19 protein-coding genes are annotated in these 25,891 nt (G+C 71.5%); 14 read left to right on the forward strand and 5 right to left on the reverse strand.

Annotated elements, in window-relative coordinates:
* The first annotated feature begins 129 nt into the window (after window positions 1–129).
* Window positions 130–735: a YdbC family protein gene (locus ACZ4NB_RS31050; protein ID WP_384434336.1), complete on the forward strand. Its 606-nt coding sequence runs from the start codon at window positions 130–132 to the stop codon at window positions 733–735.
* A 27-nt stretch (window positions 736–762) separates the two neighbouring features.
* Here ACZ4NB_RS31050 and ACZ4NB_RS31055 read toward each other — a convergent pair whose 3' ends face one another.
* Entirely contained in the window at window positions 763–1,518 is a 756-nt protein-coding gene (locus ACZ4NB_RS31055) for a TetR/AcrR family transcriptional regulator (protein WP_467666365.1), read from the reverse strand.
* Window positions 1,519–1,604: 86 nt separating this feature from the next.
* Between ACZ4NB_RS31055 and ACZ4NB_RS31060 the strand changes: the two genes are divergently transcribed.
* The 5 genes from ACZ4NB_RS31060 (at window position 1,605) to ACZ4NB_RS31080 (ending at window position 6,571) form a co-directional block, all read left to right on the forward strand.
* The gene (locus tag ACZ4NB_RS31060) at window positions 1,605–3,224 is read left to right on the forward strand and encodes an ABC-F family ATP-binding cassette domain-containing protein (protein ID WP_467666366.1); all 1,620 of its coding nucleotides are present in this window, start codon (window positions 1,605–1,607) and stop codon (window positions 3,222–3,224) included.
* Window positions 3,225–3,281: 57 nt separating this feature from the next.
* Window positions 3,282–3,941, forward strand: coding sequence for a histidine phosphatase family protein (locus tag ACZ4NB_RS31065; protein WP_399150082.1), 660 nt, complete (start codon window positions 3,282–3,284; stop codon window positions 3,939–3,941).
* Between the two features lie 11 nt (window positions 3,942–3,952).
* Window positions 3,953–4,858 carry an ADP-ribosylglycohydrolase family protein gene (locus ACZ4NB_RS31070; protein ID WP_467666367.1) on the forward strand — a complete coding sequence of 302 codons (906 nt, stop codon included), beginning with the start codon at window positions 3,953–3,955 and terminating at the stop codon, window positions 4,856–4,858.
* A gap of 297 nt (window positions 4,859–5,155) precedes the next feature.
* Window positions 5,156–5,857, forward strand: coding sequence for a ribonuclease HII (locus ACZ4NB_RS31075; RefSeq protein WP_467666368.1), 702 nt, complete (start codon window positions 5,156–5,158; stop codon window positions 5,855–5,857).
* A gap of 66 nt (window positions 5,858–5,923) precedes the next feature.
* Window positions 5,924–6,571, forward strand: coding sequence for a hypothetical protein (locus tag ACZ4NB_RS31080; RefSeq protein WP_467666369.1), 648 nt, complete (start codon window positions 5,924–5,926; stop codon window positions 6,569–6,571).
* Window positions 6,572–6,738: 167 nt separating this feature from the next.
* Here ACZ4NB_RS31080 and ACZ4NB_RS31085 read toward each other — a convergent pair whose 3' ends face one another.
* Complete coding sequence (locus ACZ4NB_RS31085) at window positions 6,739–7,446, reverse strand: hypothetical protein (RefSeq protein ID WP_467666370.1); 708 nt, start codon at window positions 7,444–7,446, stop codon at window positions 6,739–6,741.
* Between the two features lie 475 nt (window positions 7,447–7,921).
* Here ACZ4NB_RS31085 and ACZ4NB_RS31090 point away from each other — a divergent pair, with 475 nt between their 5' ends.
* The gene (locus ACZ4NB_RS31090) at window positions 7,922–10,081 is read left to right on the forward strand and encodes a RecQ family ATP-dependent DNA helicase (protein ID WP_467666371.1); all 2,160 of its coding nucleotides are present in this window, start codon (window positions 7,922–7,924) and stop codon (window positions 10,079–10,081) included.
* Window positions 10,082–10,165: 84 nt separating this feature from the next.
* On the opposite strand, the gene ACZ4NB_RS31095 is transcribed toward ACZ4NB_RS31090, so the two are convergent.
* Window positions 10,166–11,014 (reverse strand): SDR family oxidoreductase, encoded by an 849-nt coding sequence (locus tag ACZ4NB_RS31095; protein WP_467666372.1) that lies wholly within the window; start codon window positions 11,012–11,014, stop codon window positions 10,166–10,168.
* Between the two features lie 70 nt (window positions 11,015–11,084).
* The gene (locus ACZ4NB_RS31100; RefSeq protein WP_467666373.1) at window positions 11,085–12,692 is read right to left on the reverse strand and encodes an MDR family MFS transporter; all 1,608 of its coding nucleotides are present in this window, start codon (window positions 12,690–12,692) and stop codon (window positions 11,085–11,087) included.
* Between the two features lie 952 nt (window positions 12,693–13,644).
* On the opposite strand from ACZ4NB_RS31100, the gene ACZ4NB_RS31105 reads away from it, so the two are divergent.
* From ACZ4NB_RS31105 to ACZ4NB_RS31130, 6 genes are all read left to right on the forward strand, one after another.
* Window positions 13,645–15,240, forward strand: a complete 1,596-nt coding sequence (locus ACZ4NB_RS31105) for a DUF4192 domain-containing protein (protein WP_467666374.1) — start codon at window positions 13,645–13,647, stop codon at window positions 15,238–15,240.
* A 215-nt stretch (window positions 15,241–15,455) separates the two neighbouring features.
* On the forward strand, window positions 15,456–17,459 hold the full coding sequence (locus ACZ4NB_RS31110) for a glycogen debranching N-terminal domain-containing protein (protein WP_467666375.1): 2,004 nt from the start codon (window positions 15,456–15,458) through the stop codon (window positions 17,457–17,459).
* A gap of 49 nt (window positions 17,460–17,508) precedes the next feature.
* Window positions 17,509–18,273 carry an NUDIX hydrolase gene (locus tag ACZ4NB_RS31115; RefSeq protein ID WP_467666376.1) on the forward strand — a complete coding sequence of 255 codons (765 nt, stop codon included), beginning with the start codon at window positions 17,509–17,511 and terminating at the stop codon, window positions 18,271–18,273.
* Window positions 18,274–18,995: 722 nt separating this feature from the next.
* Window positions 18,996–20,000 carry a FadR/GntR family transcriptional regulator gene (locus ACZ4NB_RS31120; RefSeq protein ID WP_467666377.1) on the forward strand — a complete coding sequence of 335 codons (1,005 nt, stop codon included), beginning with the start codon at window positions 18,996–18,998 and terminating at the stop codon, window positions 19,998–20,000.
* A 403-nt stretch (window positions 20,001–20,403) separates the two neighbouring features.
* Window positions 20,404–21,954 carry an RNA polymerase sigma factor gene (locus tag ACZ4NB_RS31125; RefSeq protein WP_467666378.1) on the forward strand — a complete coding sequence of 517 codons (1,551 nt, stop codon included), beginning with the start codon at window positions 20,404–20,406 and terminating at the stop codon, window positions 21,952–21,954.
* Between the two features lie 137 nt (window positions 21,955–22,091).
* Window positions 22,092–22,901, forward strand: a complete 810-nt coding sequence (locus ACZ4NB_RS31130; RefSeq protein ID WP_467666379.1) for a serine protease — start codon at window positions 22,092–22,094, stop codon at window positions 22,899–22,901.
* A 122-nt stretch (window positions 22,902–23,023) separates the two neighbouring features.
* On the opposite strand, the gene ACZ4NB_RS31135 is transcribed toward ACZ4NB_RS31130, so the two are convergent.
* Window positions 23,024–23,254, reverse strand: coding sequence for a DUF7455 domain-containing protein (locus ACZ4NB_RS31135; protein WP_006602664.1), 231 nt, complete (start codon window positions 23,252–23,254; stop codon window positions 23,024–23,026).
* A 444-nt stretch (window positions 23,255–23,698) separates the two neighbouring features.
* Between ACZ4NB_RS31135 and ACZ4NB_RS31140 the strand changes: the two genes are divergently transcribed.
* Window positions 23,699–25,819: a DNA gyrase/topoisomerase IV subunit B gene (locus tag ACZ4NB_RS31140; RefSeq protein ID WP_467666380.1), complete on the forward strand. Its 2,121-nt coding sequence runs from the start codon at window positions 23,699–23,701 to the stop codon at window positions 25,817–25,819.
* Window positions 25,820–25,891 lie beyond the last annotated feature (72 nt).

The raw sequence follows: 25,891 nt of genomic DNA on the forward strand, positions 1-25,891 counted from the left end.
ACGGCCGGAGAGGTGGAGCGGTGGCTCGGCATCCCTCTATCCAGCGCCCCGCGTCCGTAAGGAAATTCGGGGTGGTCGGAGTGTGACGGGCAGTGATCCGGATTCGCTCCCGGGCCGTACGATGGCGCGGTGCTGGTCAAGTGGATTCGCCTCACCGTCGTGGACCGTCGAGGGTTCGAGCGGGGGCAGCGGAAATGGGCGGGGCTGCTGGGTGAGCCGGGGTTCCGAGGGCAGGGCGGGGGGTGGAGCCGGGGGCGGCCCGGCGTTGCGCATCTGGTCGCTTTCTGGGAGAGCCGGGCGTTCTACGACTCCTTCATGGCGCGCTCGCACGACCGCCTTGCGGCCGCCCAGGTCGGCACGTACAAGGACGCCCAAGTGCGGCTGTTCGAGCACGAGTTTGACGTGAAGGTGGGCTTCCGCCCGGTCTTCGCCGATGTGGACGTGCTGCGGCTGGCGCACTGCCAGGTGCGCGAGGACCGGGTGGATCACTTCATGCTGATGCAGGAGAAGGTCTGGAACCCGGCGATGGCGGGTTCACCGGGAATGCTGCGAGGGATGCTGGGGCGGGCTCCGGGGGAGGAGTTCCTGGTCCTGTCGATGTGGCAGTCGGCGGCCGAGCGGGGCAAGTACCGGCCCGAACGGGTCGAGCGGCTGGCGCTGCGGGCCCAGATAGGCGCGGATGTCCGGGCGATCGCCGGAGACGTGGTGCAGCTCGAACCGTCGTGGACGGTGTGACGGGCGCATACGGGGCGCCGGGCGCGCTCAGGGGGCCGCGCCCGGGGTGCCTGCGACCGTGCCTCCGGCGGTGAAGGCCCCGGCGCGGGCGGCGGCCAGTGTTGCCGCGACGGCCTGGTCGGCGAGCGTGTCGTCGACCGGCTCACGGGTGATGAACAGCCGGAAGAAGAGCGGCGCGGAGACGGACCGGACGAGTGCGCCGGCGTCGATGGCGCCGCCCTCCGGGGCGCCGGGGCGGGCGTCCGTGGGTTCCGGCAACTCCCCGCGGTGCACCGCCCGTTCGACGATGGCCTCGCACCGCGCGAACCGCTCGGCGTAGTACCCGCGCAGGGCCTCGGCCGCCCGCTCCGACTGGAAGGCGGCGGCGATCATCGCGGAGCCCGACGCCGACACCGCCGGGTCGGCGAAGGAGGCGACGACTTCTCGGGCGAGGGCGCGCAGATCGCCCTCCAGGGAGCCGGTGTCCGGCGGGATCCAGCTGTCCTCGCCCGCCAGGGCCAGGGCGTCCGACACCAGGCCCTCGACGTCCTTCCAGCGGCGGTAGAGCGTGGTCTTGTGCACGCCGGAGTGCTCGGCGACGTACTCGACGGTCAGGCCCGGGTAGCCGTGCTCGCCGAGGCCGGCCAGCACGGCGTCACGGACGGCGGCGCGGGTGCGGGCGGTGCGGCCGCCGGGGCGCCGGGTGCCGGGGGTGGGCGCGCTGCCGCCGGACGCCTTCGCGGGCGTCTCCTCGGTCGGTGTCCTGGGCTTCGCCGCAGCCGAGTCCGCCTTGTCGCCAGTCAATTGCAACTCCGGTTGCGTTAGTGGGTTCGCGTGTGTCATCCTCATCGTAATGCAACATCGGTTGCATTTATTGGGGGGAGGGTCGCGTGCCCACACAGATCTCACTGCACGACATCACCAAGTCCTACGCCGACCGACTGCTGCTCGACGGCGTCTCACTGTCCATCCGTCCCGGTGAGCGCGTGGGGATCGTGGGGGAGAACGGCGCGGGGAAGTCGACGCTGCTGCGCATCATCGCGGGCGCCGAGCAGCCCGACGAAGGTCATGTGGTGCGCAGCGCCGACGGCGGTATCGGCTACCTCGGCCAGACCCCGGACCTCCCGCCGGACCACACCGTCCAGGACGCGATCGACGCCGCCCTGGCGGACCTCAGGGCCATGGAGCGGCGGCTCAGGACGCTGGAGCGCGAGCTCGGCGATGCCGCCCCGGACGGGCTGACGGAGTACGGCGATCTGCTCACCCTCTTCGAGCTGCGCGGCGGCTATGAAGCAGACGCCCGTGTCGACAAGGCGATCCACGCCCTGGGGCTGGAGCGCCTGGGGCACGACCGACTGCTGGGCAGCCTCTCCGGGGGCGAACAGGCCCGGCTCGGGCTCGCCTGCCTGATCGCCGCGGCACCCGAGGTCATGCTCCTCGACGAGCCGACCAACCACCTCGACGCCGCGGCCCTCGACTGGCTCGAAGGCGCCCTGCTCGCCCACCGCGGCACGGTCCTGGCCGTCTCCCACGACCGGCTCTTCCTCCAGCGGATCGCGACGGAGATCGTCGAGGTCGACGCGGACCGCCGGAGCGTCGTCCGCCACGGCAGTGGCTACGACGCCTTCGTCGCCGCCCGAGCCGCCGCCCGCCACCACTGGGAGCAGAGGTACGCCCAGTGGTGTGAACAGATCACCCAGCTCACCGACTTCGCGGCGGGCGCGGCCCGCGTCGTCGCCCAGGGCCGGCCCATCAAGGACGGCAACAAGATGGCGTACGACCGGGACAAGGGCCGCGTCCAGGCGTCCGTGTCCAGCAGAGTGCGCAACGCCCGGGAACGGCTGCGCAGGCTCCGGGAGGACCCCGTCCCCCGACCGCCCGAACCCCTCCGCTTCCGGGCGGCGCCCGGCCTCGGCGAGGCCGAGGGCACCCTCGTCCGCCTCGACGGCGTGCGGGTGGGGGATCGGCTGGCGGTGGACTCCCTCACCGTCGCCGCCGGTGAACGCCTGCTGATCCACGGTGCGAACGGCGCGGGCAAGAGCACGCTGCTACGGGTCCTGGCCGGTGTCACCGCACCCGACAGCGGCACGGTGCTGCGCCGAGGGCGGATCGGCTTCCTCGCCCAGGAAATACCGGTCTCCCGCCCGGCCGAGCCCCTCCAGGCGGCGTTTCGCCGCGGCCTGAGCGGGGACGCCGAGGAGCTGACCGCGCTGCTGCTCTCGTTCGGGCTGTTCCGCGAACGCGACCTCCAGGTGCCCGTCGGGGCGCTCTCGGCCGGCCAGCGGCGCCGGCTCGCCCTGGCCCGGCTGCTGGCCCGCCCGGCCGATCTGCTGCTGCTCGACGAGCCGACCAACCACCTGGCCCTCGGCCTCGTGGAAGAGCTCGAAGCGGCACTGGCGGCATGGCCCGGCGCCCTGGTCGTGGTCTCCCACGACCGCCTGCTCCGCCGTCGCTTCGGCGGCCGCCCCTACGAGATACGGGACGGCCGCCCGGCCCTCGTCGCCTGCTGACGGGGCCCGCCGCGGCAGCGTGCGACATGTACAGGGCAGGCGCCTTAGGCTGGCGGCATGGCTCGGCCCCGACGCATCGTGCTCCTCCGCCATGGCGAGTCGGAGGGAAACGTCGACGACACCGTGTACGAGCGGGAACCCGATCATGCCCTCGCTCTCACGGAGGCCGGGCGGCGGCAGGCCGAGCAGGCCGGCGGCCCGCTGCGGGAGATGTTCGGCGAGGAGCGGATCTCCGCCTATGTCTCGCCCTACCGCCGCACCCACCAGACCTTCCGGGCGCTCGCCCTGGACCCCACCAGGATCCGGGTCCGGGAGGAGCCCCGACTCCGCGAGCAGGACTGGGGCAACTGGCAGGACCGCGACGACGTACGGCTGCAGAAGGCCTACCGCGACGCCTACGGCCACTTCTTCTACCGCTTCGCCCAGGGCGAGTCCGGCGCGGACGTCTACGACCGCGTCGGCGCGTTCCTGGAGAGCCTGTGGCGCAGCTTCGAGGACCCCCACCACCCGCCCAACGTCCTGATCGTCACCCACGGCCTGACCATGCGGCTGTTCTGCATGCGCTGGTTCCACTGGACGGTGGCCGAGTTCGAGTCGCTGTCCAACCCGGGCAACGCGGAGTGGCGCACCCTGCTGCTCGGCCCGAACGGCCGCTACACCCTCGACCGGCCCTTCGAGCGCTGGTGTGAACCCGAGCCTTACGGCGTCACCGGTTAGAGTGCACACCGATGACCGCCGACCACCGTGACGCCGACCGCTTCGAGCGGGCTCTGGCGAGCCTGCGCGGACTGTCCGTGGGCGATGCCCTCGGATCCCAGTTCTTCGTCCCCGCCCACTACCCCGCCCTCAAGCGCCGCGAGCTGCCGCCCGCCCCCTGGCAGTGGACCGACGACACCGAGATGGCCTGCTCCGTCCTGGCCGTGCTCACCCGCCACGGCCGGATCGACCAGGACGCCCTGGCCCGCTCCTTCGCCGAGCACCACGACTTCGACCGCGGCTACGGCCCGGCCGTCAACCGCATGCTCCGGCTGATCCGCGAGGGCGGCGACTGGCGGGAGCTGGCCTCCGGGCTCTTCAACGGCCAGGGCTCCTGGGGCAACGGCGCCGCCATGCGGATCGCTCCCCTCGGCGCCTGGTACGCCGACGACCCCGAGCAGGCCACGCACCAGGCGGAGATCTCCGCCTACACCACCCACCAGCACCGCGAGGCCGTCGTCGGCGCCATGGCCGTCGCCGCCGCGGCCGCCCTGGTGGCCGACCCGACCCGCGAGACCGGCCCCGAGCAGCTGCTCGACGGCGTACTGGAGCTGATCCCGCGCAGCGCCGTACAGGCCGGGCTGCGCCGGGCCCGCGACATGCTCGACTACGCCGACTCCGGCACCGTCGCCGCCGTCCTGGGGTGCGGCCGGCGCACCAGCGCCCACGACACCGTGCCCTTCGCCCTCTGGGCGGCCGCCCGGCACCTCGGTAACTACGAGCGGGCGTTTTGGACCACCGCGCAGGCCGGCGGCGACGTCGACACCACCTGCGCCATCGTCGGCGGCATCGTCTCCGCCGGCCGCGTCGGCGCCCCGCCCCAGGCATGGCTGGCCGGCACCGAGCCGCTCCCGGCCTGGACTCCCGCCGCCGGCTGACCACACCCGCACCACCGCGTGCACCGCCCCGGGCGGGATGATCGTCCGCCTCCGCACCCGTATGCGCCCATGCCGCCAACGGGCGGCGGCCCACGGCGACTTCACCCCCGCCCGGCCGCGCGTGGGGCGAGGCGACCGCGGCCTTCGGCGCACTCCCCGCCCCTCCGTGCGCCCCTGCGGATACCCGTCGGTAGCGACACCGGCCGACCCCGCTGGAACCACCGCACCCCTCGTTCGTCCCCAGGCGCGAAGCCGATGCGGACTGCTGGGCCGAATAGGCGTAATCTTGCTGGCGCCATGCCGTACGAGCCCCCCACCCATACCGTTGAGCGATCATTGCGCGCCACGACGGGCGCCAAGATCGTTGTAGGGATCGACGAGGTCGGACGCGGAGCCTGGGCCGGCCCGGTCAGCGTCTGCGCAGCCGTCACCGGTCTGCGCCGACCGCCCGACGGACTCACCGATTCCAAGCTGCTGACCCCCAAGCGCCGCACGGAACTGTGCGATGTGCTCGGCGAATGGGTCACGTCGTACGCCCTGGGGCACTCCTCGCCGGAGGAGATCGACGACCTCGGCATGACCGCCGCCCTGCGCCTCGCGGCCGTACGCGCCCTGGACGCGCTGCCGGTCCGGCCGGACGCGGTCATCCTCGACGGAAAGCACGACTACCTGGGTGCCCCATGGCGGGTCCGTACGGTCATCAAGGGCGACCAGTCCTGCATCGCGGTCGCCGCCGCGTCCGTGATCGCCAAGGTGCGACGCGATGCGATGATGGCCGAACTCGGCCTGGAATACGCCGACTTCGACTTCGGGGCCAACGCCGGCTACCCCTCGCCGACCCATCGCATCGCCCTGGAGGAGTACGGTCCCACGCCGCACCACCGACTGTCGTGGTCCTACATGGACGCACTGCCCCGGTGGCGGCATCTGAAGAAGGTGCGCGTCACCCCCGAAGCAGCCGCTCTGAAAGCCGGTGGCCAACTCGGCTTCGATTTCTGAGCGGTGCGGGCATCAATTCGGTACCCGATGACGTGTCCCGCACGTACGTTTGATAGACATCGTCTTATGCCTCTCATCCCCGAGGAGCCTCAGATTCACGAGAGTGTCCCGGGTCCCCGCGCAACTCCGGCCGCCGGCCGCACCGCGTCGACCCCCCGTCCTGTCCCTGGTCCCGGCCCCCGCCCCGCGCCTCCGCGCGGAGCCCCCGCGGCCAGTGCCCGTCCGGGCAAGCCCGGACCCGCTGCCCCGCCGCGTGGGCCCGCCGCCGCTCCGCCGGCGCAGCGCACCGGCTCCGCGCAGCCCCCGGCCGGCGAGACCGGCACCGCGGGAGCCCAGCTCCAGCTGATCCCGGCACCCGCCGACGGCGCCATCGACGCCGCCGACGAGGCCGTCGACCTGCTGCTGGACTCCGGGCGTGCGCCGGCCGAGATCCTGGTGCTGACCACCGGCGAAACCCACCCGTGGGCCGCACACGAACTGTCCTTCGGCGAGGCGTCCTACTGGGCCCAACACGACGCCGCGGACGATGTGTTCTACGCGGACGCCGGCGCCGAACGCGCCACCGGCCGGCCCGTCGTGGTCGTCGCCGTCAACGGCGGCACGGACGAGGTCACCGCACGGGCCCTGCCCGCCGCGATGGCCCGCGCCGGAACGCTGCTGATCGTCTGCGGGGACCCGCAGCGGATCAACGCCGTTCTCGGCGCGAACGCCTGACCCCGTTCGCCGGAAGCAGCCCGTCGGCCCCAGTGCCGTCGGGCTCGCCCGCGTTTCCCGGATGCCGCCCGCCGCGGCGCTGAGCACCCGGGAGGGCGGTACGGCCGGGCCGCCCAGCGGCCGGCCTGCCCCGGTGCCCGAGGGCGCTCGGCGCGTTCCCGGTGCGATCAGCGCGCCGCCGTATGCCGATGGGCTTCCAGGGCGCCGCCGCCGGTGCTGCGCGGGGCCGACCGGCTCGGGGCGGCCGGGGCGGCCATACGGGGAGTGTCCGAGCGTGCCGCCGTCGTCCGGGGCGCGGGTATCCGGCCCTGCCCCACGTGTCGTGCGGGCGTGGCCGGCTTGTCCGTGGCGGGCCTGCCGGGGCGGCGCCCGCCGCGGCCCTCGCCCAGCACCTGCCAGCGGTCGGACGTCAGCGTGATGTACGCGCCGCAGCGCAGCCCGTGCAGGGTGCAGGCATCGCGCAGACCCCACATCCACGCCCCGTCGGTCTCCGTCCAACGGGGCTCGCCCTCACGGCAGTAGAGCAGCACCGCCGTACGGACCGGGGAGCGCAGCCGCAGGTCGTGCGGGATGACCCGGCGCAGATGCGTCAGCAGCGCATTGCGGAACTCCCAGCCGTCGGGAGCGGCGGCGGGCTCGGTGAAGGATGCGCTGGCCGCCACCCGCTCCTGCGGGTCGAGCACCGCCACGATGGCCGTCGACGGCCCCGGGCGATGACGCTCGTGCAGGCTCGTGACGACCTCACGGGGGTTGCGCAGCAACGGGATACCGGCGGAGGCCCATTCGGCGGGCTCCAGCATCCGGCCCAGTCGGGCGGCTGAGTCGGCGGACGTGGGCGGGGGCGTATGCGGGGGCGGGGCGAAGCCGAAGGTCACGTTCCTCCCTTCGTCTACGCGTCAGCGCGTAGGGCATGACCGGGTGCGCCTGTGCACCCAGGGCACGGCCCTGCCTGAGCACGGACGGCCGGTACGGGGAAGCACCTCCAATTCTTGCGGTCGTACAGGCATGCGGGCAACGAGCAATTCCCGCACGCGTCCCGGAATCCCCCGGTACATCGCAAATGTCTGTGTGCGCTCGCGCCGACCCGCGCCGCACTGCCACCACCCCTTTAGGGCGAGGACCAGCGCAAACGCCCCCTTCGCCGCCGGTCTGGGCAGCACTCGGCCAACCTGGGGGCAGGCTTCCGGCCGGTGCCGGGGGAGAGCCGCCGGGTCTGCCGGTCGCGGCCGGCCCATCAAGCGCCGGAATCCGGTCATCCTCGATCGGTGCGTGGCTTGTTGACCGTTCGCGAGCCACCTGTCACGCGCGGTGAGGTGGCTGATTGTCAGTGGCATCGGGTTGCATGGGGGCATGGACGAAACGGAGCTGCGCACCGAAGCCGACACCATCCTCGCCGAGCTCGTCGGCGACCCGGGGGGTTCGGCGCGGTTGCGGGAGGACCAGTGGCAGGCGGTGGCGGCTCTGGTGCAGGAGCGCCGGCGCGCCCTGGTGGTGCAGCGCACCGGCTGGGGCAAGTCGGCGGTGTACTTCGTCGCCACCGCTCTGCTGCGCCGGCGCGGCTCCGGCCCCACGGTGATCGTCTCGCCGCTGCTGGCGCTGATGCGCAACCAGGTCGAGTCGGCGGCGCGGGCCGGTATCCGGGCGCGCACCATCAACTCGGCCAACCCCGAGGAGTGGGACTCCATCCACGAGGAGGTCGAGCGCGGCGAGACCGACGTCCTCCTCGTAAGTCCGGAACGTCTCAATTCGGTGGATTTCCGCGAGCAGATGCTGCCCAAGCTCGCGGCCACGACCGGTCTGCTGGTGGTCGACGAGGCACACTGCATCTCCGACTGGGGCCACGACTTCCGCCCGGACTACCGCCGGCTGCGGGCGATGCTCGCCGACCTCGCCCCCGGCGTGCCGGTGCTGGCCACCACCGCGACCGCCAACGCACGGGTCACCGCCGACGTGGCCGAGCAGTTGGGCACCGGCGCCGGCGAGGCCCTGGTGCTGCGCGGCCCGCTGGAACGGGAGAGCCTGAGGCTGGGAGTGGTCCGGCTGCCGGACGCCGCGCACCGCCTGGCCTGGCTCGCCGAGCATCTGGACGAGCTGCCGGGCTCCGGGATCATCTACACGCTGACGGTCGCCGCCGCAGAGGAGGCCACCGCCTACCTACGGCAGCGCGGCTTCCAGGTGGCCTCCTACACGGGGCGCACGGAGAACGCCGACCGGCTGCAGGCCGAGGCCGACCTGCTGGCGAACCGGGTCAAGGCGCTGGTGGCGACGTCCGCGCTGGGCATGGGCTTCGACAAGCCGGACCTGGGCTTCGTGCTCCATCTCGGCTCGCCGTCCTCGCCGATCGCCTACTACCAGCAGGTCGGCCGCGCCGGCCGCGGTGTGGCCCATGCCGATGTGCTGCTGCTGCCGGGCAAGGAGGACGAGGCCATCTGGCGCTACTTCGCCGATACCGCCTTCCCGCCCGAGGCGCAGGTCCGCCAGACCCTGGCGGCCCTCACCGAAGCGGGACGGCCGCTGTCCGTGCCGGCCCTGGAGGCGTCGGTGGAGCTTCGGCGCAGCCGGCTGGAGACCATGCTGAAGGTGCTCGATGTCGACGGCGCGGTGAAGCGGGTGAAGGGCGGCTGGACGGCCACGGGAGCCGAGTGGGTCTACGACGCCGAGCGGTACGCCTGGGTCGCCCGGCAGCGGGCCGCCGAGCAGCAGGCCATGCGCGACTACGTGAGCACGTCCCAGTGCCGGATGGAGTTCCTGCGCCGGCAGCTGGACGACGAGGGGGCGGCTCCGTGCGGCCGGTGCGACAACTGCGCCGGCTCCTGGGCCGATTCCTCCGTCTCGACGGAGACACTGACGGCGGCGACGAAGGAACTGGATCGCCCCGGGGTGGAGGTCGAGCCCCGCCGGATGTGGCCGACGGGCATGCCCGCACTGGGCATCGACCTCAAGGGCCGTATCCCTGCCACCGAGCAGTGCTCCACGGGGCGCGCCCTGGGACGCCTCTCCGACATCGGCTGGGGCAACCGCCTGCGCCCGCTGCTGGCCGAGAACGCGCCCGACGGGCCGGTTCCCGACGATGTCCTGCGGGCCGCGGTCGAGGTCCTCGCCGACTGGGCGCGCTCTCCGGGCGGTTGGGCGTCGAACGCCCCGGACGCCGCCGCCCGGCCGGTGGGCATCGTCGCCGTGCCCTCCTTGGCCCGACCGCAACTGGTGGGTTCGCTCGCCCAGGGAATCGCCGCCATCGGCCGCCTCCCCTTCCTGGGCACCCTGACGTACACCGGCCCGGACGGCGCCCACACGGCACGCCGCAGCAACTCCGCACAACGCCTCAGGGCGCTCTCCGGCGCCTTCACCGTCTCCGAGGAACTGGCCGCCGCCCTGGCGCACTCTCCCGGCCCCACCCTGCTCGTGGACGACTACACCGACTCCGGCTGGACACTCGCGGTCGCCGCCCGCCTGCTCCGCCGTGCAGGCAGCGAAGGAGTCCTGCCGCTGGTTCTCGCGGCGGCAGGCTGAGCTTCCCCGCGCCGCGCCCGGACGGGAGCCGCACAGGCACGGGTGGCCGGATCGCCGCGGCCGAGGGCGGCTTCCCAGGGCTGCTCAGCCGAAGAGGTGGATGTTCTCGTCGACCCAGTCGCGCAGGCTCAGTGGTGCCTTCGCGGTGATCTTCTCGACCGAGTCGGAGATCTTCCAGTCCCAGGCTGCGGACTGCCGCTTGAGCTCCAGCAGGGCTTCGAGGCGCGGGCCGCCCCAGCCCAGGCGGTCGAATTCCGCCTGAGTCTCGGCCCGGGTGCGCTCGACCACCTTGATCTCCTGGCCGAGGGCCTCGCCCACGATCTCGCCCTGGCGCTGCGGGCTGAGAGCCTCACCGCCGGTGAGGGTGTATGCCTGGCCGTGGTGGCCGGAGGCGGTGAGGACTTGAGCGGCCACGGAGGCGATGTCCCGCGGGTGGACCATGGCGGAGACCGGGTCGCCCTCGGTGACGTACATGGTCCGCTCCTTGCCGATGGTGTCGGCGTATCCGTACAGGTAGACCATGAAGGTGCCGGGGCGCAGGATGGTCCACTCCAGGCCGGACTCCTGGATGAGCTGCTCGCCCTGGCGGTGGCCGGAGGTCAGCGGGTCGGTGGCACCGTAGCCGACGCCGCTGGTGGAGAGCTTGACCAGGTGGCCGACGCCGGCCTTGCGGGCGGCGGCGATGAGGGCGCGCTCGTGGACCGGGCCCTGGGGGCCGTAGCCCGGCGGGCAGACGAAGACCCGGTCGACGCCGGCCAGGGCCGCGGGGAGCGTCTCGGGCTGGTCGAAGTCGCCGGCGACGACCTCGACACCCGTGGGGACGACGGCCTTTTCGGGTGTGCGGGACATGGCACGCACCGGCACGCCCTGGGCGGCGAGCTGGATGACGAGTTCGCTGCCGACGTTGCCGGTGGCTCCGGTTACCAGAATCATGCGGGTATCTCCTTGGGATGTGAGGCACGGACGGACGCCGTGCGCAAGGGCCACTCGTGGAGTGGGAGAGTCAGGAGGCGCGGCGGGCGACGGAAGGGGAGCCGTCCGTGGCACCGTCGCCGGACCGCTCGGGCCCGGATGCGCCGTGGCCGTGGCCGCCGGCGAGCTTGATGTCCTTGAGGAACAGCGCGGCCACCAGCCCGGCGAGGGCGAGGGGGACCACCGCGTAGAAGACGGCACGGAACGAGTCCGCGTAGACACCGGCGAGTTCCAGGCGGACGTGGTGGGCAAGGCGCCCGATCACCTCGGGCGAGAGCGAGCTTTCCTTGTCGATGTGCACGTCGGACGCGCCGCCGAGGCGGTCGCGGAGTCCGGTGCCCAGACGTGCGTTCATCAGGGCGGCGAAGAACGAGACACCGAGCCCCGTGCCGAGTTGCCGCATGAGGGTGGCGGTGCCCTGCACGGCGCCGATGTCCCGCCTGCTCGCGGTGTTGCGGGCGGCCAGGCTCAGGGCCTGGGAGTTGAGCCCGCCGGCGATCCCGAAGACCAGGACGTACACGACGGCGACGGCGATGCTCGTCGTGGGACCGGCCGTCGAGAACAGCACGGCGGCGACGGCGAACACGGCCATGCTGACCACCGGGAACCACCGGTAGGAACCGGTGTGAGCGACGACCTTGGTGCTGATCCAGGAGGTCAGCACCACGCCGAGCATCATCGCGGTGAGGGTGTAGCCGGACTTTTGGGCATCGAGGCCGAGGACGGTCTGGAGCCACAGGACCAGGTAGTTGACCATGCCCAGGCCGACGAAGCCGGCGATGAAGTTGAGGATGACGACGAGGGTGAAGGTCTGGTCGGCGAAGAGCCGGAGCGGGATGACGGGGTCCACCGCCCGGCGCTGCGACCGGACGAACAGCGCCACCACGAGGACCGATCCGGTGGCGAGAGCGAGGATGACGGGCGAGGTCCAGGCGTACTTGACGCCGGCCCAGCCGGTGAGCAGGTTCAGGGCGACGATCGCGGTGACGAGGAGCAGGACGCCGACGTAGTCGATAGGGGCCTTCTTGCGCTGGACGGGCAGCCGCAGCATCGAGGAGGCGACGATCAGGACCACGGCACCCACGGGCAGGTTGACGAGGAACACCCAGCGCCAGCTGGTGAGGTCGGTCAGCACTCCGCCGAGGGTGGGGCCGGCGAGCGAGGCGGCGCCGAAGGTGAGGGAGAACCAGCCGTAGTAGCGAGCGCCTTCACGCGGGGAGAACATCTCGCCGATGAGGGCGAGGACGCAGAGGAACAGGCCGCCGCTGCCGATCCCCTGGACCACGCGGTAGGCGATCAGCTGGCCCATTGTCTGGGCGAGTCCGCACAGGGCCGATCCGACGAGGAACAGGACGACGGAGGCCATGAAGACGCGCTGGCGGCCGAAGAGGTCGCCGAGCTTGCCGAAGACGGGGACGGACGCGCTGCCACCGATGAGATAGCCGGTGGTGACCCAGGCGAACTGGTCGAGTCCGCCCAGGTCACTCACCACGCGCGGCAGTGCGGTGGCGACGATCTGGGAGTCGAGCAGGGAGAGGAAGACCGCCGCCATGAGGGTCAGGACAACCACGTGGGTCCGGGCGGACGGGGCCGAAGAGGCAGCGGCGTCGACGGCAGGCTCGGGTGAGCGGGAAGCCATGGAGGATCCTTGCAATCGAGGAGCGATGCCGTGACAGGGGGCACCGCCCGATGGGGGAGTACGCAGAACGAACTCGATGAAGAACGCTGCTGCTCTCAGCAGCGGAGATGGGGTGGTCGGATCTCGTCCGACTCCGGCCTTCCTCGGCCCTCTCAACCATTGATCAGTCGTCAGCAGATGTGCTGATCAAGGTCCTTCGTTGTTCGTCTGGCTGCTCGCCACTCCTCCGCGTCGATTCCAAGTGATCGGGACGGTATCCAAGGATCCGAGAACGATGCAACCCGATTAGCGTGATCGGCACACAAGCACCGGCCTCGCTCCCAGCGCCACCGCGTCCGCCCGGCGCCGCCGACCGTCCCCCCCCGGATCGAGTGCGCGCGATCGCGCAGCCGCTGCCGCCCGTCCGCCAGCCGCAAAGTCCGCGTCAGTGCCTCCGCGTCGGCCGAGCGCTATCGTCGGAGTTCAGGGCTAGGTAGGCGTTCCAACCGGGTCGAGCCCGTGTGGGTCACCGGGCATCTGTGTGCCTACGGGGCAAGCGACGCGGTTTGTTATCTGGCGGCACATCAGAAATAGATCCTCTCCCTACCGTTCGAGTAGACGCCGGGACTCGGCGGCCGGCTGTGTACGGATCCACACATCCCAATGAAGTGCACCAGCACCTTCTACGCGATGGCGAACTGCCGCGTGCGCGAGTCGTGCACGCCGACGATCGGCCACCAATGCCTCGACCGCCTGCCACTGGTCTCACGCATCCGGCCTAGCAGCCGGGATCCCGACGAGGCGGGACACGACGGCATCGGCTGCGGCGCGCCGACCTTCACTGCCCATCCCCCATACAACCCGATGCCACTGACAACGCGCCAACCCGCACTCGAAGTTGTGGATAACCTCGTCACCCGCGAGTTATCCACAGGGGTCGCGGAGCAGCGGCCGGTCGCGGGATCTTCGAGCCATGAATCCGCACAGCGAACCGCACAAGCACAGCACCGACATCAACCCCGCGGGGACACCCTCGGCCTCGCCGGCCGCGAACTCCCCGAACGCCTCAGACCGCCCGGCGGACTCGACACCTCCCTCACCCACCTCACGCGCCTTCGAAGCCCCTGACATCCCCGCGCAATCCACCGCCTCCTCCAGTTCCTCCACCCCCACCCACTCCTCCCAGCCCGCCGCTCCTTCCCACTCCGCCGGCGCCGCCGACGCGGACCGGACCGGGAGCGAGCCTGCCGAACCGCAGGTCACCCTGCGCGGACCGGCCGAGCTCGCCGACGCCCTGCCGTATCTCATGGGCTTCTATCCGGACGACTCCATCGTGATGGTGGCGCTTCACGGCGAGCGCGGACGCTTCGGCGGCCGGGTCCGGCTCGGCATCCCGACGGACGCCACCCAGTGGCCCGACACCGCCGACCAGCTCGCAGACTGCCTGATCTCAGCAGGTCAGGAACGTGCCGCCCGGCCCGCGGCGATCATCGTCTACCTCTGCCAGGAGCCCGCGGCGGGTGAGAGCGGCAAGGACGTCAAGGACCGCCTCCGCCCGCTCGCCCAGCGGCTGCGCACCGCCTGCGGCGCACTCGACGTACCCGTCCTCGAAGCGCTCTGCATCTCCAACGGCCGCTTCTGGTCCTACTGCTGCCCCGACTTCCGGTGCTGCCCCGCAGACGGCACGCCCATGGTCATGCCGGGCACATCCGTGATGGCCGCGGCCGCCGCGTACGCGGGAATGCACGTGCGCGGCTCGCTCAAGGAGATGGAGGCCCGGCTGACGCCCCGTAAGGGGCCGCGCGCCGCCGACCAGGAGAGGGCGCTCGACAAGGCGGCCGGCGTCCTCGTCCCCCGCATGCTGCGGGCAGACGGTGCGGTGGCCGTCCGCAGGGACACCCTCGACCTGGCCGCCGCCATGATCCACCGCTTCCGCCAGGACACCCCCTCGGGCAGCAACCGGGCCCGCGACGCCTGCGACGACGCGCTGATCACCGACGCCGAGGCCGCCGATCTCATCCTCGGCCTCCAGGACCGGGTCACCCGCGACCGAGCGGCCGAGTGGATGGACGGCCCCGTCGCCGCGCCGGCCCTCCGGCTCTGGCGTGCCCTCGCCCGCCGCTGCGCCGGCGGCTACATGGAACACGCGGTGGCCCCGCTGACCCTCGCCGGATGGGTTTGCTGGTCCACGGAGGACGGCCCGTCGGCGCGGGTCGCCCTCAGCTGCGCCCTGTCCCTCGACCCCGATTGCCTCTTCGCACAGCTACTGCACCGCGCGATCAACGAGGGCCTCGATGCGGAGCCGTTGCGCCGCTGCCTGCGCGAGCAGCACCGGGAGGCCGTGGCCGGCACCGGTAGTGCCGAGCCTTCCGCCGAGTCCGCTTCTCCCGCTGAGCCGGCGTCCGCCGCCGAAGAAGCGTCGCAGCACGCGCGGCGATCGGGCCCGGCACGCTCCGGACCCGCCGGCCGTCCCCGGGGACCACGCGGCGGCACCGGCCCGGGCACGCGTACGACCGACGGGCGCGGCAGGCGCCGCGCGCGCCGGGACGACGACCGGAGCAGGCGATGATCGCATCGGCGCCATGTGACCGGCGTGACCTGGGCACCGGCCGGACCGTTCACCTATTTGGAGCAGGCCGTACGGATCCCCGACCCCACCAGGGAGCGCAGAGCGTGCCAGGCATCGTCCCCCTCACCCAGCCGGTCCGCCGGCCATCCGCAGAGCGGCGTCCGGCGCCGCCCCGTACCCCGCAACCCCAACCCGTCCACTCCTCACTGGTCTGCGTGGCCCTCCCCGCACTCGCGGTGTCCCCCGGCTCGGGCCAGCTGACCGGCCACGGCCTGGAGGGCTTCTACCGCGACGGCCGGCGGGTCCTGTCCCACTGCGAACTGCGGGCCGCGGGCGGCGAACCGCTCGTGGTCCAGGGGAGGCTGACCGGCGCGGACCGCGCCCGGTTCATCGGGACGGTCCGCAGGACCGGCGAGCGTGGGCCGGACCCGGAGATCCACATGGAGCGGCTGCGCTACGCCGACGGCACCGAGCGGATCACCTTCCGCAGCAGCGCGGCCCGGCCGGTGCGGCTGCCCGTCGAGATCCGGCTCGGCACGGACCTCGCGGAGCTCGGAGCCGCCGCCGTCGGCCTTCCGGGCCCTGCACTGCGGGCCGCGGTCCATGGCTCAGGGCTCCGTTGGTCGGGGCCCGGGGTGCATGCGGTGGTGACCGCGACACCTACGCCCGAGGACGCCCTTGCCTCGGCGGGGTTGCTGCGCTGGGAGCTGAGCCTGCCGCCCGGCGGCAGCCGCACCATCGAACTGCACGCCGGGCTGGAGCACGCCCGCGGCGGACCCGGCGCCGGTCCTCCCGGCAGCCGGCGCGCCGGGGGCGTCCGTATCCCCGGACCCCGCCGTGGAACGCTCGCGCCGCACAAGCGCGGTGACCGGCCGCCGCCCCCCTGGGCAGCCGCCCGGCTGAAATGCGACGACCATCGCGCCGACGCTCTGATGGCAGGCAGCCTCGGTGATCTGCACGGCTTGACGATGCGCGACCCGATCGCACCCACGGACGTGTATGTCGCAGGCGGGTTCCCCTGGCGCTGTGGCCTCGCACCGGCCGAGGCGCTGTGGGCCGCGCGGATGCTGCTGCCGCTCGGCACCCGGCTTGCCGCGGGCACGCTGCGTGCGCTCGCCCGTAGCCAACACGCCGCTCCAGGGGCGGATTTCGGACGAATTCCCGGTGCCCTCCGGGACGCCGGACCACATGCCCCGCCGAGCTGCACGGGCATCGAAGCCACCTTGCTGTTCCCCACCGTTCTCGCCGAGGCGCGTCGTTGGGGCCTGCCCGAGCGGGAGACCGAGCGGCTGATGCCCGCGGCGGAGCGCTGTCTGCGCTGGCTGCGCATCGTGACCGACCCACCGCGCGGCGGCCGCGGCGGCTATGTTCCCGACCCCGCTCCGGACGGGCCGTACCGCTGTGAGACCCAGGCCCACGCCCACCGCGCCGCCCTGCTGGGCGCCGATCTCCTGCAGGCGTACGGATCGTCCGACGCGGCAGCGCTGCGGGAGTGGGCAGCGGACCTGCGCTCCCGCTTCCGTTCGGACTTCTGGTACGAGGACCGCATGGGCGGCCGCCCCGCGGCCCTGCTCACCGCCGACGGACGGCCCGTCCCCCATCTCTCCTCCACCACCGCCCACCTCCTCGACGCCGGCCTTCTCGGCGGCGGCACCCTTGCCCCCGGCCTGCTGGACGCGGCACAGACCGACCAACTGGCCAGACTGCTCGGCGGCCCCGCCATGGACTCCGGGTGGGGCCTGCGCGGGCTGGGTGCCAAGGAGAGCGGCTACAACCCGTTCGGCCACCGCAGCGGCGCGGTGCGCGTCCAGGAGACCGCGATCGCCGCCGCCGGCCTGGCCGCGGCCGGTCACGAACGGGCAGCGGGCGCCCTGACCAAGGGCGTCCTCGACGCCGCTGACAGCTTCGGACACCGCCTTCCCGAGATGTACGCGGGGGAGCAGCGCACCGCCGACGGCGCGCCCGTCCCGCACCCGGCGGCCTGCCGTCCGGCGGCCGTTGCGGCGGCCGGCGCGGTGCAGATACTGATCACGCTCGCCGGCCTGCGCCCGGACGTCCCGGCCGGAACGGTGTCCCTGCGGCCGCTGAGCACCGCCCCCCTCGGCGCGATGGAGCTCACCGACCTGAGGGTCGCGGAGCAGCCGTTCGCCCTGCGGATCAGCAGGCTCGGCATGGGGATGGTCGAGGAGGCAGCGGAGGGCCTGCAACTGGGCACGTGAGCTGACTCGTGGGCCTGTTTATCGTCAGGCGGACGACTATGATCACGCCATGCCTCCCTACGACCCGTCGGCCTTCCCGCCCTTCGCTGTCACCGTCGACCTGGTCGTGCTCACCGTGCGCCGCCACGCCCTGTGCGCGCTGGCCGTCCGCCGCGGTGAGCCGCCGTTCCAGGGCCGCTGGGCCCTGCCCGGCGGATTCGTCCGGGCCGATGAGGACCTCGAGGACGCGGCAGCCCGGGAACTCGCCGAGGAGACCGGTCTGCACGCCCAGTCCCCGGCCGACGCGTCGCCCGCCTACGGCGCGCACCTCGAACAGCTCGCCACCTACGGCGATCCCAAGCGCGACCCCCGGATGCGGGTCGTCAGCGTCGCCCACCTGGTCCTCGCCCCCGACCTGCCCGCCCCCAAGGCCGGTGGAGATGCCCACAGCGCGCGCTGGGCGCCGGTGGAGACCCTCCTGGAGCAGGACGAGACCCACGCCCGCGAGGGCGAGCTGGCCGCGCCGCTCGCGTTCGACCACGCCCGGATCCTCGCCGACGGTGTGGAGCGCGCCCGCTCGAAGATCGAGTACTCCTCGCTCGCCACGGCCTTCTGCCCGCCCGAGTTCACCGTGGGTGAACTGCGCCGGGTCTACGAGGCGGTCTGGGGTGTGGCGCTCGACCCCCGCAACTTCCACCGCAAGGTGACGGGAACGCCGGGGTTCCTGGTACCCACGGGTGGTACCACCACACGCCAGGGCGGCCGCCCCGCGCAGCTGTTCCGGGCCGGCGGGGCGACCCTGCTCAACCCGCCCATGCTGCGCCCCGAGATCTGAGCCCGGGGCGCATCCCGCGTCATCGCCGGGCCGGCGTGCGCCCTCGGGGACACGACACAGCACCAAGAAAGAGCAATTACGAGAAAATAGGACATATCACAGTACCCTGGCTGGGTGAGTCCTTTAGCGTCCCCGATAGTCAACGGCCGGGCGGGGCTTCCGGCCGAGAGCGGCCCATGCCCGGCGCCCCGTGGTGCCCCGCCCGGTCGGCTCGCGCACGGTCTGGTCCGGCGCCGGTGCCGGCCTGCGTCCGCGATGCCCTCTTGGCGCTCCGTGGCGCCTTGCCTGCTCACAGGGTGAGTGGCGCTTTCAACTTCCCTTGGCTGCAATGACCGTTGCGACATCTGGATCCCGGCTGCCTGCGTACTCCGGTTCGCCGCAACAGCGTTGGCGCCGTGGAGTGCCTCGCCCCTATGCGGGCCGGGTCGGGCGTCGGGCACTGGTCACTCGGCCGCCGTCAAGTACCCCTCCGGAATCGACCGAGGTATATCGGTCGCGAGGTCGCTCGTAAGCCAACTTGCGTACTGCGCAACCTCGTTGGCGCTCACCGGCTCTGGCCTGCGGTGATGCATGCTCGGCATGATACGGCTTCGCGTTCTGACCGAGTAAGGCGCCTGTTTTGACGCGGTGTTGTTATGCCTGTTGTTCACAACTCACCACGGAGAGTGCGTTTCCTTCCGATAAAGCGTCAATTCGGAGATGGGGGGCGATCACCCTTTCGTGTGCTTTTCACCAAAGACCTCAAGGGTGTTCAGGGTGTCGCCGACAAAGGATGCGTGAGTACCCTTGCGCACACCATGATGACCGCGGCTCGCCCCGGCGACACCGGCCTTGCAGGCCCGGGCGAGCTTGACCGCTACCCCTACGCCAATGCCGCCGCCAACGCCGCGAGCGCCAACAACACAGCCGGTCCGGAGCGTGCCGAACGCGTTTCGCAGGTCTGGGACGGCTCCGAAGCAGACATCGGCCGGGTCGGCCGCCGCGCCGCCGGCAGTCGCGGCCGCGGCCTGCACGGCCAACTCGTCCAGCAGCTCGGCCAGATGATCGTCTCCGGCGATCTCGGCGCGGACCGCCCGCTCGTCCCCGAGGAGATCGGCCAGCGCTTCGAGGTCTCCCGGACCGTCGTCCGCGAGTCGCTGCGCGTCCTCGAGGCCAAGGGCCTCGTCAGCGCCCGCCCCAACGTGGGCACCCGAGTGCGCCCGGTCAGCGACTGGAACCTCCTCGACCCCGACATCATCGAGTGGCGGGCCTACGGGCCGCAGCGCGACGACCAGCGCCGTGAGCTGTGTGAGCTGCGCTGGACGATCGAGCCGCTGGCCGCCCGGCTCGCCGCCGGCCACGGCCGGGAGGACATCCAGCAGCGGCTCGCCGACATGGTCGAGATCATGGGCCACTCCGCGGCCCAGGGCGACGTCATGACCTTCTCCCGCGCCGACGCCGAGTTCCACTCCCTGCTGCTGCAGCTCGCGGGCAACCGCATGCTCGAGCACCTCTCGGGCATCGTCTCCGCCGCCCTGCACGTCTCCGGCGGCCCCAGCGGCGGCTGCGAGCGACCGGTCGAGACGTCCGTGGGCCAGCACATGAGGGTCGTCGACGCCATCGGCTCCGGCGACGCCACGGCGGCCGAATCCGCGATGCGCCAGCTTCTCGTCGCACACGGCGAGGCCGCCGGCCAGGGCTCCGGGACGCCCGTCGACCACGTCGTCCCCGCGCCCCGCGAGCACTGAAGGCCCGTACACGACCGCGTACGGACCGTAGGCGCCGCGCGGCCCCCGTGCCCCGCGTACCCCTCGGGCGGGGCACGCCGTACGCGGCGGAGGCGCACATGATCGCCGGATCCGGGATGTCGACCGGATCCGGCGGCGGACCTTGGGAGGATTGCATGTCATATGACTGGGAATGGGTCGTTATGGGGTGTGACTCGGGCCACGCAGATTGGGCGTAACGCTCTTCAGGGAAGCGCGATGACTTAAGAGGTGATAGCCGAGGAGGGAATAAGGACGGCGTTCGTGACGCTGTTCAACTCCCCGGTTGCCCCTGCGCCGTCGGTCCATCCCCACCGGCGGTCGTCGGCTCCGATCCACATTGGACGGGGTCGGAAGCCGTTTCCATCGTTCCGAGAGGTTGTTCGTGTCGGCCAGCACATCCCGTACGCTCCCGCCGGAGATCGCCGAGTCCGAGTCTGTGATGGCGCTCATCGAGCGGGGAAAGGCAGATGGGCAGATCGCCGGCGATGACGTGCGTCGGGCCTTCGAGGCTGACCAGATTCCGCCAACCCAGTGGAAGAACGTTCTGCGCAGCCTCAACCAGATCCTCGACGAGGAGGGTGTGACGCTGATGGTCAGTGCCGCAGAGGCGCCCAAGCGCACCCGCAAGAGCGTCGCAGCGAAGAGTCCGGCGAAGCGCACCGCCACCAAGACCGTCGCGGCCAAGGCCGCCACGGTCAGGAAGACCACCGCCGCCGCCCCCGCCTCCGTGGCGGACCCGTCGGTCGGTGAGTCCGAGTCCGCGCCTGCGAAGAAGGCAGCGGCGAAGAAGACGACCGCCAAGAAGACGGTCGCGAAGAAGACGACGGCCAAGAAGGCCACCGCCAAGAAGACCGCGTCCAAGAAGGACGTCGACGAGCTGCTCGACGACGAGGTGACCGAGGAGACCCCGGCGCCCGGCAAGGGCGACGCTCCCGAGGCCGCCGAGGGCGCGGAGAACGCTGGCTTCGTCCTGTCCGACGACGACGAGGACGACGCCCCCGCGCAGCAGGTCGCCGCGGCCGGTGCCACCGCCGACCCGGTCAAGGACTACCTCAAGCAGATCGGCAAGGTCCCGCTCCTCAACGCCGAGCAGGAGGTGGAGCTCGCCAAGCGCATCGAGGCGGGCCTGTTCGCCGAGGACAAGCTGGCGAACTCCGACAAGCTCGCGCCCAAGCTCAAGCGCGAGCTGGAGATCATCGCCGAGGACGGCCGCCGCGCGAAGAACCACCTGCTGGAGGCCAACCTCCGACTGGTCGTCTCCCTGGCCAAGCGGTACACCGGCCGCGGCATGCTCTTCCTGGACCTGATCCAGGAGGGCAACCTCGGTCTGATCCGTGCGGTCGAGAAGTTCGACTACACCAAGGGCTACAAGTTCTCGACCTACGCGACGTGGTGGATCCGCCAGGCCATCACCCGCGCCATGGCCGACCAGGCCCGTACGATCCGTATCCCCGTCCACATGGTCGAGGTCATCAACAAGCTGGCCCGTGTCCAGCGCCAGATGCTCCAGGACCTGGGCCGCGAGCCCACCCCGGAGGAGCTGGCCAAGGAACTCGACATGACCCCCGAGAAGGTCATCGAGGTCCAGAAGTACGGCCGCGAGCCGATCTCGCTGCACACCCCGCTGGGCGAGGACGGCGACAGCGAGTTCGGTGACCTCATCGAGGACTCCGAGGCCGTCGTCCCGGCCGACGCGGTCAGCTTCACGCTTCTGCAGGAGCAGCTGCACTCGGTGCTGGACACCCTCTCCGAGCGCGAGGCCGGCGTGGTCTCCATGCGCTTCGGCCTCACGGACGGCCAGCCCAAGACGCTGGACGAGATCGGCAAGGTCTACGGCGTCACGCGTGAGCGGATCCGTCAGATCGAGTCGAAGACGATGTCGAAGCTGCGCCACCCGTCCCGCTCCCAGGTGCTGCGCGACTACCTCGACTAGTCCAACCCGCCCGGACAGCGCCACGAGCCCGGTTCCTCCAGCTAGGAGGGGCCGGGCTCGCGTCCGTCCGGGTGCGGGGCGAGGCTGCTTGGGGTCACTCTGGGGTGGCGAGCAATGTCCCAGAGTCAGGAGTCCGTATGCGACCGACCGCACACGCTGCCTTCGGAGCCCTCGCCCTGGTCCTTGCCCTGCCGGCGTCGGCGGCCGCGGACGGATCGGTGATCGGTGGAAAGCCCACTCAGATGTCGCAGAGCCCCTGGGCGGTCGCGCTGGCCTCCCACGCCCGCTTCGGGGCCCAGCGCTCCGGACAGTTCTGCGGCGGCGTGCTCGTCGGGCGCTCCACGGTGGTGACGGCCGCCCACTGCCTGAGCAAGGAGGTACTGGGCGTGCCCTGGCAGCAGGTGCGGGATCTGCGGATCGTGGTCGGGCGCGACAACCTCACCGGTGGCGGCGGCCAGGAGCGCAAGCCGGCGAAGGTGTGGGTCAACCCGCGCTATGACAACTGGACGAACGACGGCGACATGGCCGTGATCACGCTCGACAAGCCCGTCCCGAACCGGCCCATTCCGATAGCCGGACGGCACGACGCCGCCTACCGGCCCGGAAGCCGGGCCACGGTCTACGGATGGGGAGACACCACGGGGGAGGGCAGCTATGCGACGCGACTGCGGTCGGCGCACGTCAACGTGCTGCGCGACGCCGTCTGCGCGCGGGCCTACCCGGGCAGCGCCGACGGCACGTACCGGTCGCCGTCGATGCTGTGCGCGGGGGAGCCGTCGGGTGGCCGGGACGCTTGCCAGGGGGACAGCGGTGGGCCGCTGGTCGTACGCGGACGGCTCGTGGGACTTGTGTCATGGGGGACCGGCTGCGGCCAGGCGGGCAGCCCCGGCGTCTATACGCGCGCTTCGGCACTGCTTCCGGCGCTGTCGGCGCACGGGGCCGGCTGAGCGGGCCGGGGGCCGGGGGAAGTATGTGAGCGTACGAGTGCGGGCGGCTTCCCCGATGGTGCCGGGGGAACCGCCCGCTGCACGGCCCTGGGCCGCTGCTCGCTCGTCGTGGATGCGAAGTGTCAGCGTTCCTCTTCGGACGCGGACGCCGGAGAGGCGGTCAGCCGCTCCGTCTCGTCCTGTATTTCCGCGGCGATCTTCTTGAGTTCTGGCTCGAACTTGCGACCGTGGTGGGCGCAGAAGAGCAGTTCTCCGCCGGACATCAGGACGACGCGCAGGTATGCCTGGGCGCCGCAGCGGTCGCAGCGGTCAGCGGCCGTCAGCGGGCTCGCGGGTGTCAGAACAGTAGTCACGTCGCCTCTTCTCTAGCTCGACGAGCTGTCGTACCAGGGTCAACATCCAACCAGGCCGAAAACGTTCCCGCTCGTGCCTTTTCCTCGAAAAAAATTCTCCGAGGGGGCCGGGTGCTGCCGGGTGGCGGCGAATGAGCCGTATTGCTTGGTGGTCTGATTCACGTTGGTTGCTGGATCCGTCCCCCCGGCTGGCTTGCCGGTTGTTGATGAGGACGTGCCCGGAGCCTAAATGGTTCATGCCTCGAAGGGAACGTGATGTGCACGTCACTCGTACGTCACCCCAACGAGGGATCGAACGTACGAGCGAAATTCTACTACCATGAGCATGCTTACGGGTGGCGTCACATCGGCTCTACTAGGCCTCGGTACCCTCTGACCGGCGACACCGCCACAACCGAGTCCGCGGAATGCGGACTGCCAGAAATTCAGCGAGGAGCGAACCGCGTGACCGCCGAGATGTCCGTGCCGTCCACCGCAGTGCTGACCGGGGCAGACCGGGACGGTTCCAACTACACCGCGCGGCATCTGCTCGTCCTCGAGGGCCTCGAGGCCGTCCGCAAGCGCCCCGGCATGTACATCGGGTCCACGGACAGCCGTGGCCTCATGCACTGCCTGTGGGAGATCATCGACAACTCCGTCGATGAGGCGCTGGGCGGCTACTGCGACCACATCGAGGTGATCCTCCACGGCGACGGGTCGGTGGAGGTCCGGGACAACGGCCGCGGCATCCCCGTGGACGTCGAGCCCAAGACCGGTCTGAGCGGCGTCGAGGTCGTGATGACCAAGCTGCACGCCGGCGGAAAGTTCGGCGGCGGCTCGTACGCGGCCTCCGGCGGCCTGCACGGCGTCGGCGCCTCCGTCGTCAACGCCCTCTCGGCGCGACTCGACGTCGAGGTCGACCGCAACAGCAAGACGCACTCGATCAGCTTCCGACGCGGCGTCCCCGGAATCTTCACCGAGTCCGGCCCCGACGCGCCCTTCGACCCGGGCAACGGCCTGCTCAAGGGCAAGCGGATCCCCAAGACCAGGACCGGCACCCGCGTCCGCTACTGGGCCGACCGGCAGATCTTCCTCAAGGACGCCAAGCTCTCCCTGGAGACGCTGCACGCCCGCGCCCGCCAGACGGCCTTCCTCGTACCGGGCCTGACCCTCATCGTCCGCGACGAGCGCGGCATCGACGGCGCCGGAAAGACGGAGGAGACGTTCCGCTACGACGGCGGCATCAGCGAGTTCTGCGAGTACCTCGCGCAGGACAAGGCCGTCTGCGACGTGCTGCGGCTGACCGGCCAGGGCACCTTCAAGGAGACCGTTCCGGTCCTCGACGACCGCGGTCACATGACCCCGACGGAGGTCACCCGGGAACTGGGCGTCGACATCGCCCTGCGCTGGGGCACCGGCTACGACTCCACGGTCCGGTCGTTCGTCAACATCATCGCCACCCCCAAGGGCGGCACCCATGTCTCCGGCTTCGAGCGCTCGGTCACCAAGACCGTCAACGAGGCCCTGCGGTCCAGCAAGCTGCTGCGCGTCGCCGAGGACGACGTCGTCAAGGACGACGCCATGGAGGGCCTCACCGCCGTGGTGACCGTGCGGCTCGCCGAGCCGCAGTTCGAGGGCCAGACCAAGGAGGTGCTCGGCACCTCTGCCGCCTCCCGGATCGTGGCCCAGGTGGTGAGCCGGGAGCTCAAGGCGTTCCTGACCTCCACCAAGCGGGACGCCAAGCAGCAGGCGCGCGCCGTCATGGAGAAGGTCGTCGCGGCGGCCCGTACGCGTATCGCCGCCCGTCAGCACAAGGAGGCCCAGCGGCGGAAGACGGCGCTGGAATCCTCCTCGCTGCCGGCCAAGCTCGCGGACTGCCGCAGCGACGACGTCGACCGCAGCGAACTCTTCATCGTCGAGGGAGACTCGGCGCTGGGTACGGCGAAGCTGGCGCGGAACTCCGAATTCCAGGCACTGCTGCCGATCCGAGGCAAGATCCTCAACGTCCAGAAGTCGTCGGTCTCGGACATGCTCAAGAACGCCGAGTGCGGCGCCATCATCCAGGTCATAGGGGCTGGCTCCGGCCGCACCTTCGACATCGACGCCGCCCGCTACGGCAAGGTCATCTTCCTGGCCGACGCGGATGTCGACGGCGCCCACATCCGCTGCCTGCTGCTGACCCTCTTCCAGCGCTACATGCGGCCGATGGTCGAGCAGGGCCGGGTCTTCTCCGCCGTCCCGCCGCTGCACCGCGTCGAGCTGACCAACCCCAGGAAGGGGCAGGAGAAGTACATCTACACCTACTCGGACAACGAGCTGCGCCAGACGCTGCTCGAACTCGAGCGCAAGAAGGTCCGCTACAAGGACAGCATCCAGCGCTATAAGGGCCTGGGTGAGATGGACGCCGACCAGCTCGCCGAGACGACCATGGACCCGCGCCACCGCACCCTGCGCCGCATCAACATCAGCGACCTCGAAGCGGCGGAGCAGGCCTTCGACCTCCTGATGGGCAACGAAGTCGCCCCCCGCAAGGAGTTCATCACCAACTCCGCGTCCACCCTGGACCGTTCGCGCATCGACACCTGAGCCCACCGCGGCACTGTGCGGGCGCCTCTCCACCCACGGGTGGAGAGGCGCCCGCCGCCATTTCCACCCGCT

The organism is Streptomyces sp. NPDC026575 (assembly GCF_055567415.1).